Genomic DNA, 8,606 nt, shown 5'->3' on the forward strand with positions numbered 1-8,606 from the left:
AAGCAATAGTGCTTGAGGGATTTTTTATTGTCTAGCATTTTAACGTCCAGGAATTTTTATCGTTACCGTCGTGCCAATTCCGAGCCTGCTGTAAATAGAGACGCCATATGATTCGCCGTACAAAAGTTTAATTCGATTGTCGACGTTGCGAATGCCATAACCAGACAAGTTGTCGCTGCTAACCGGCAGCTCTTCTCCGCTATGGCCGCGCATATGCATGCCCATGCCGTCATCGATGACTTTGAGAATGATATCATGGCCGTCGCGATATGCTTTTATCATAATGTTAATTCCGAGCGTGTCGTCCCAAATGGCATGGTTCATCGCGTTTTCAACGAATGGCTGCAGCGTCAGCTTTACGATTGGGCAGGGCAGCACAGATTCTTCGATTTGATAATGCACGCGAATGAGTTCGCCGAATCTTACCTGCTGGATGGCAACGTAGTAGCGGGTAAGCTGAATTTCTTCATGGATTGAAAGTTTGTTTTTCCCTTTGTTGAGCGAGATCCGGTAAAACTTTGCTAGATCCGTAACCATTTTGTTCATTCGCTGATCAGAATTTCGAATGGCAAGCGACGATATGGAGGCGAGTGTATTGTACAAAAAATGCGGATTAATTTGCGCTTGCAGCACATTCATCTCGGCTTCTCGCTTATCGATTTCTTTCTTGTATACGTCGGAAATTAAATTGCTGAGCCGCTGCGCCATCTTCCGCAGCACATTTCCGATTTGGCCAATTTCATCGCGTCCAAGCGGCCTCATGTCGAAGAGATCGAACTCCTCTCTTTCGATGCGCCGGATCATGCCGACTAAATAATCGACGCGTTTCGTAAATTGTCTGGCTGTGGCGTAGATGAACAGCGTCATAAGCCCAAAGCTGATTAACGCAAAAATTAAAATCCGCTTAGCTGTTTTATTCGCCTTGGTAAGGAAGCTGCTGTAAGGGACTAGCGAGATGCTTTTCCAACCGAATTTGGTCGTATTATATACGACAAGCATTTTTTCTCCATTAAAGCTGCTGTCGAATCTTCCTTCTCTAGCGCTCGGAAATTTTTCCTTCACAAATTGATTAAGCGGACGATTTAACATGTTTTTGTCCTTAGCGGACATAATAAGGCCGCTATCATTAACGATTAATATCGTTTTCTCTGATGTTTCTTTCTCCATCAAACGGAAAATATCCGATTCCAAAATGTTGATGGTCAAAATCCCATAGGCATTGTCTAGATTGCTAATATTAAGCATGCGTGTCAGCGTAAACATGGAAGGCTGGTCAACAACAGGGGGCGTTGCTACAAACCGAACATTTCCGTAGCTGTTAAGCAATGAGCGGTACGTAGTTGACCGTTTGAACGCATCATCCATTCGTTTAATGTAAATGCCGTCAGCTGGAAGCGAATCGTTATTAATATAAATAGACATGGAATGAATATCTGGATTTGTAGTCAGCATATTCGAAAAGGTGTTATTAATGTATTGATAGGCATCAACAAACAGAGACGGCTCCTCTGTATAGTTATTCGTTAAGTAAGCGCGCAGCGAATTGTTTAAATAAAGATTTGCTGATAGCTTTGTGTACGTATCCAGCTTATTTTCTAGATTTGAATTGATTTGAGCAACAGACGCAACGGAGTTCGTGTACATTTGGTCAGAAAGCTCGCTCTTAATCGTCTGATAAGAATATAAAACAAAAAACACTAAAGGAATAATGGCCCCGAGTAAAAACATGACAAACAGCTTTTCTCTTAGCCGCAAATTGTTAAAAGGCCTCGTCAGCCAGCCTGTTACCTTTTTCATGCACTCTCACTCCAGCCTATAGATACATTTTCCGAAACTCATTAGGTGTACTGCCTTTGTGCCTATGGAAGATGGAGCAAAAATAAGAGACGTTCTCATACCCGACGCTGTGAGCGACCTCACGCACCTTAAGGGATTTGTCCTTTAACAAGTCAGCTGCCCGGTTCATACGAACCTTCGTTATATAATCAAGAATCGTCTCACCCATTTTTTCTTTAAAAATGCTTCGAATATAGTTGGGTGATAAGTAGACCTCCTTGGCAATCTCCTCGACTGTAAGCGGCAAATGATACCTTTCGTTAATAAGCTTAACGATTTGGTCGGCTATGGCCTGATTGCGGTCAACATCTCTTTCGCTTAAAGTCTTTCTTATTTCTTCGCAGAAGTGCATGACATAAGCTTGAATCTGTGAGGATGAGCTCATCGACGAAATTTCCTTCCAATGGTCCACAAGCAGCAAGTCCTTGAGCGAGCCTGCAAGCAGCATGGAGAAATGCTGCTCTAATGCAGCCATTAGCCGAATAATGGCTCGGATAGTGAAATTTCGATGGATACGTTCTACGCGAATCGTTGAGAAGAGCGCTTCTAACTGCATGGTTACCTGCTTGGCGTCTCCTGACTGCAAGGCGGAAGCAAGCCGAGCTGCAAGCTGCTCGCCATCATCATCCGTTTGTTTGGTAGGCAATAAATCATCCGGCGTTATAACGGCTCCGCCGAGCTTGAAAAACTTCTCCTCATTGCAAGCTCGCGCCTGCAAGTAGGCATCCCAAATAAGATCAAACCCGATATGCGGCGCGGACAATCCTATCGTAATTTGTGCGCCGAAGGAGAGGGAGAGCTCCTCTCGGAACTTCTCCCAGAAATCCATTGCAGCTTTTGCGGCTCTCTGCTCATTGCGCCATTGAAAGAGAACGAATAAAGCATGCGGCTCGCTTTCAACAACAATAAAGGAATCGAGATATTGTCGGGCAATAGTCCGCATGAGCTCCACTCTATCGGGAGAGGCTTCGCTTGCTGGCTGTGCCGAAATAGGATAGTCTGCCGGCGCATCTATCGTTGCATAAAAGGCTGCAAACTCCCTGTTTGCACTGAAATCGGATGAGCTAAGCTCCCATTTCCGAATCCAATCCTTTCGCTTCTCTTCATTCGGCTCGCGTATAATACGGGTCATCCATTTTTCACGCAGCCATTCTCCGCCCTGATCTGACAACTGTTCCTCCTCGCATTTTTTCTTTACCTTCTCAATTAATGCAATCAGCTCCTCCATATCTATCGGTTTTAACAAGTAGCCAGTCGCCTCAATGTTCAGCGCTGCCTTAATATACTGAAACTCGTTATGTCCGCTCAAAAATATGATTTTTACGTTCTTATCGATTTGTTTTGCTCTTCTTCCGAATTCCAGCCCGTCCATAATGGGCATGCGGACATCTGTCAAAATAATGTCAGGCTTTAACTCAGAGAGCTTGCTAAGCGCTTCCTTGCCATTTCGCGCCGTTCCCGCGACCGTAATGCCGATTTTGTCCCATGGCACATAATGCTCCATCGTTTCGAGCTCAATGGCTTCATCATCCACTATCAAAATGCTGTACATGCTTGTTCCCACCTTTTATCATGTATCTGTTTTTGAATGTTTATTTAGTTTATCTGCAATACCGCATTTCAACAATGGAGCATATGGAAGTGTGTCGTTTTGCGTTACAAATCGGTAAATGCTTGTATAGAATGGGCAGGGCGGCCGACCTATAATGAAGTCACTAAGCAACGCAAGATTGGCAGGAGGTTATTAAATGGAATCCATAATGAAAGCGGAATCAAGTAAATCTGTTCCACCCAAAAAGAAGCGCAGCATTGAAAATTCTAATGTATGGGGCAGATTGAAGGAACAGCGGCTATTATTTGTGCTCATGCTTCCGGCTTTAATCGTCACACTCATATTTTCTTACGTTCCCATGTTTGGCTTATACATGGCTTTCATTAATTACTCGCCAGGCGGAGGATCGTTTTTTGGACAGTTTTTTACTACAGAGTTTGTAGGGCTGGAGTGGTTTAACTACTTCTTTACGAATGGCGATTTCGTCAGAGTAATGCGCAATACGCTGGCACAAAGCTTTCTATCTCTGTTATTCGGTTTCCCAATGCCGATTATTCTTGCCTTAATGATTAATGAAATGCGCAATGGCTGGTTCAAACGGACGTTTCAAACAGTATCTTACATGCCTCATTTTATTTCGTGGGTCATTGCCGCAAATATTATTATCACGGTACTTTCTTCAAGCGGTGTCATAAACAATTTGTTGACGGGGCTTGGAATTATCGATGAGCCGATTCAGTTTATGCAAAATGGTCCGCTATTCTGGTGGATTATCGCTTTCTCCAACACATGGAAGGACATGGGCTTTAACGCCATTATGTATTTGGCCGCTATCTCAGCTATTAACCCGGAGCTGTACGAGGTGGCGAAGGTAGACGGGGCAAGCCGATTAAAGCAAATGCTGCACATCACGCTGCCGTCTATTAAACCGACCATTATCATTCTTGCCATTTTAGCGGTAGGCGGAATATTGAATGCAGGTTTTGATCAGCAATTTTTGATGCAAAATAATACGGTGCTCCAATATTCGGAAGTTATTGACACGTACACGTACAAATATGGTTTGCAAAACGGAATGTTCTCTTACGGAGCAGCTGTTGGATTATTCAAATCGGTCGTCGCGTTTATCCTTGTTCTAAGCGTCAATAAGATGGCCAAAAAAATGAATGAACAGTCGTTGTTCTAGGACAAACAAGAAAAGGAGAACACTTCATGGCAAAATTTAAAAATGATTTTCTGTTTATGTCGATCGTCTACTTATTCATCATCGCAGTTTTTATCGTAACCTTTTATCCTTTCTGGAACATATTTATCATTTCGTTCAATAGTGCTGAAGATACGCTGCGAGGAAATCTGTATTTGTGGCCAAGAGATTTCAGCCTAGCCAGCTATAAGCAAATTTTATCCGATAGCGAGATTTGGACGGCCATTAAAGTTACGGTGCTGCGGACGCTAATCGGAACGCCACTCGCGGTTATTGTCATTAGTATGCTTTCCTATTCACTAAGTAAACGCGAGCTCGTTGGAAATCGGTTCTGGTCACTGTATTTTGTGTTCACGATGTATTTTGGCGGCGGACTCATTCCATATTACATGGTGCTCAAAAGCTTGCATCTCATTGACAGCTTTATGGTGTTTATTTTACCGGGCATGATGAACGTCTTTTATATGATTATTGTTCGAACCTTCATGCAGCAGCTACCGCAGGAGCTGGATGAATCAGCCAAAATAGACGGCGCTAATTACATGCAAATTTTCTTCAAAATTATATTGCCGCTAACGACACCAGTGCTCGCGACGATCGGCATGTTTACGGCCATTGGCCACTGGAACGCTTGGTTCGATTCCTACGTGTTCACGTATAACTCTGATCTTAAGACGCTTCAGGCCGTGCTTGTAAAAATCTTGAACCAGTATCAAACCAGCTCCATGGTTGGCGATGCGCAGCAGCTCGCTGATGCTTCGAAAAGACTGGCCGTGTCTCCGGATACGATTCGGATGGCGGCAACTATGGTAGCAACGCTTCCGATATTAATGGTTTATCCATTTTTACAAAAATATTTTGTTAAAGGCATGACCCTTGGTGCAGTAAAAAGCTAATGAAGCGGGAACTTTGTTGGAGGTGATGCCGATCACGCTTAAATAGGGATGAAAATGTACTATAATAGAATCACTTAAGAGGGGGATTTATACTATGCGTACTAAAAAATGGATCGTATTATTTTTAAGCATGATCGTTGTCATTTCCGTATTATCAGCTTGCGGCTCCAATAATGCTAAAGAAAACGGCAACTCGAGTGCTGGCGAGAATAGCGCTGGAAATGACAAGTCTAACGAACCACTGACCATAACCTTTTTCGATAAAAATACGGGAGATAAATTCAGCAACGCGGTAGCGGCAGAAATTACGAAGCGGACAGGAATTACAGTAGAAATTCAGCAGCCAACCGGCAATCCAGCGGAGAAGCTGAATCTGATGCTTGCAAGTGATGATCTGCCGGATCTCATCATGTTTGAGAGAAGCAGTGATTTGGTTAACAAATACATTGAGTCGGGTGCTATCATTCCACTAAATGATTTGATTGAAAAAAACGGCCCAGATGTAGCAAAAATGTATGGCGATGTACTTAACAAAACGCGATATAAAGATGGTAAAAACTATTACCTTTCMAACTGGTATGGGTTTGAGAATGAGCCCGTATTCGGCTTCAATATGCGTAAAGATATTTTGAAGGAGCTGGCTCCTGATAAAGCAGAAGGCGGAGTGCCTTTCACGGAAACTGAATTCAAGCAGCTATTGCTTGATTTTAAAGCGAAATATCCTACGATGGACGGTAAAGAAACAATCGCTCTATCGATGGATGGAGAGAACTTTGGCGGTACACTAGGCACTTTCAAAGGTATGTTCGGTATGCTGCCTTTCTACGATGAGAATGGTGAGCTGAAGTTTGATGTGAAAGACCCGCAATACCGCAAAATGATTTTGTACATGAATGATTTGTACAGGACAGGCCTGATCGATAAGGAATGGGCGATTAACAAAAAGCAAGCTTGGGAACAAAAATTGGCGACAGGTTCTGTATTTGCTTCAACAGGCGCGTATTGGGATGCTGGAGGAGCAAACACGATTCTGAAGAAGGATCGTGGTGAAGAATCACAGCTGTTCCCTTACAAGGTTGTAGCAGATGGCGTAGATCCTGCAAAAACGACATACGGCGGACGCAGTTCACTTGGCTGGGATGCGATTACGATTACGAAGAAAAATAAAAACCCGGAACGCACGATGAAATTTATGAACTTCCTAGCGAGCGAAGAAGGACAATATTTGTTGATGTGGGGAATTGAAGGCCAGCACTGGGATATGAAGGATGGCAAGCATACGCCGCGTCCAGAAGTGCTGCAAAGCTTTAAAGACGATTGGAATGCCTATACAAAGGAATCTGGCATTCGCAAATGGACTTGGTTTATCAAAAACGGAAATGGTTCTGACGGCACACCTTATGACTTAGCGGGCCGCTTTGAACGTGGCGCTGTCGATAAGATGGCACTCAAAAACTTGTCTGACTCGGTGTATGACTCCGTACTCTACGATGGTCTTGGACCGCAGGGAGGAACGCCTGAAGCACTGAATGAGCAGAAGGTTAATGATATTGTGAAGCAGGGGCTGACGAAAGCGATTATGGCGAAGTCTCCTGAAGAAGCAAACAGCATTTTTGATAAAATGCTTAGTGATATGAAAGCTGCTGGAGATGCAAAGGTTGAAGCGATTTATACAACCAATTACAAAAATCGTGTTGAGCTTTGGAAATAAACATAATGCAAGCATGATGGAGGCCGGCGCTGCCGGCCTTCTTCCATTATAAAAGAGGAGCGGATGAGAGATGAAGATGGGACAATTCGAGCTGGAGCAGCGCATGGAGGAATATGTGGTTGATAATGGAGTCATTCAGGCAACCGTACATTTGAAGGATGGGCATGTATCGCTGAAGTGGAGCAGCGGTGCGGCGCTGGTTGGCCTTTATGCCGAAGCACGTTATGGTTTGGAACAGCTGCGCTCGACTTTCTACAGCAAACATGTTGTTAATGAATCGTCTATCCAAGCCATTGAGGATGGATTTGGCAAAGGGCTGCACTGGAGCTTTGAGCATGAAGAGCTTGGCAAGCCATTAATGCGTCAGCATTTCCGTATGTACGAGCAGCTGCCTTATTTGTTAATGGAGCTTGAAGTGGAAAGCGAGCTCGAATGGGAGACGAATGAAATCACGCCGCTAGCCGCATATTTAAATGATGGAAGTATTGCACAATTTGGGGCAGATGCAGGTGCCAGCGACGAAATCAGGGCCTTATTCGTTCCATTCGATAATGACAAATGGGTTCGTTTTGCCTCACATGCTATTCCTTGCAGCGTACACAGCTATGAGACAACCGCCATTTATCGTGCGCAAAGCAGAAACGGATTTGTTATTGGATCAGTCACACATGATACTTGGAAAACAGGCGTAGTTGTAGAAGGGACGTTCCCTGAGGATCTGGGCAGGCTGCGCGTTTATGGCGGAGCCGCTGATATGCAGACGAGAGATACGGTTGCACACGGAACAATTCGCGGTAAAAGCATTGTATCTCCGACGATCTTTGTAGGTGCGTTCTCGGATTACCGCGATGGGCTTGAAGTGTATGGCAAGGCAAATGCCGTATTGACACCAGCACTTCCTTGGGAAGGCGGCGTACCGATGGGCTGGAACAGCTGGTCAGCCGTCATGGGCAAGCTTGATTATGATGTGTATACGTATACATCTGATTTCTTCTCCAAACATTTGCAGCAAAACAGCTTTGCTGACGATCAGGGAAGCCTTTACGTCAACTTCGACTCCTTCTGGGACAATTTATCGGAAGAGCAGCTAAAGGACGCACTAAGACGGGTAAAAGCGAACGGTCAAAAGCCGGGCACTTATTATACGCCATTCGCTTTCTGGGGCAACGATCCGGATACGCCGGTAGAAGGAACAGATGGAGCAGTGCTTTACCGTGAGATCTTGATCAAGGATACAGCTGGACAGCCGCTGCCGAAGCTGGATGGCGCATTTGCGATAGATCCATCGCATCCAGTCGCGCTGGAGCGAATTAGAAAAAGGCTGGAGAGCTTTGTAGAGCAGGGCTTTGATTATGTTAAGCTGGATTTTCTGATGCATGGCGCAATGGAAGGCGTATTCTATGACCC

5 protein-coding genes and 1 pseudogene are annotated in these 8,606 nt (G+C 44.5%); 4 read left to right on the top strand and 2 right to left on the bottom strand.

All coding sequences use genetic code 11. The features are described 5' to 3' along the window. Nucleotides 1-39: 39 nt before the first annotated feature. Entirely contained in the window at nucleotides 40-1,797 is a 1,758-nt protein-coding gene (locus AC1DSE_RS24795; protein WP_477509091.1) for a sensor histidine kinase, read from the bottom strand. A gap of 16 nt (nucleotides 1,798-1,813) precedes the next feature. Then, nucleotides 1,814-3,388 carry a response regulator gene (locus AC1DSE_RS24800; RefSeq protein WP_477509090.1) on the bottom strand — a complete coding sequence of 525 codons (1,575 nt, stop codon included), beginning with the start codon at nucleotides 3,386-3,388 and terminating at the stop codon, nucleotides 1,814-1,816. A 196-nt stretch (nucleotides 3,389-3,584) separates the two neighbouring features. Here AC1DSE_RS24800 and AC1DSE_RS24805 point away from each other — a divergent pair, with 196 nt between their 5' ends. The 4 genes and pseudogenes from AC1DSE_RS24805 to AC1DSE_RS24820 all read left to right on the top strand — a co-directional run. Then, on the top strand, nucleotides 3,585-4,574 hold the full coding sequence (locus tag AC1DSE_RS24805) for an ABC transporter permease (RefSeq protein WP_477509089.1): 990 nt from the start codon (nucleotides 3,585-3,587) through the stop codon (nucleotides 4,572-4,574). Between the two features lie 26 nt (nucleotides 4,575-4,600). Next, nucleotides 4,601-5,488, top strand: coding sequence for a carbohydrate ABC transporter permease (locus tag AC1DSE_RS24810; protein ID WP_076267442.1), 888 nt, complete (start codon nucleotides 4,601-4,603; stop codon nucleotides 5,486-5,488). A 94-nt stretch (nucleotides 5,489-5,582) separates the two neighbouring features. Then, nucleotides 5,583-7,199 carry an ABC transporter substrate-binding protein gene (locus tag AC1DSE_RS24815; protein ID WP_477509088.1) on the top strand — a complete coding sequence of 539 codons (1,617 nt, stop codon included), beginning with the start codon at nucleotides 5,583-5,585 and terminating at the stop codon, nucleotides 7,197-7,199. 70 nt (nucleotides 7,200-7,269) lie between these two features. Then, nucleotides 7,270-8,606: pseudogene (locus tag AC1DSE_RS24820) on the top strand (alpha-galactosidase); the annotation flags it as partial.

This window comes from Paenibacillus sp. 01L418 (assembly GCF_056400045.1).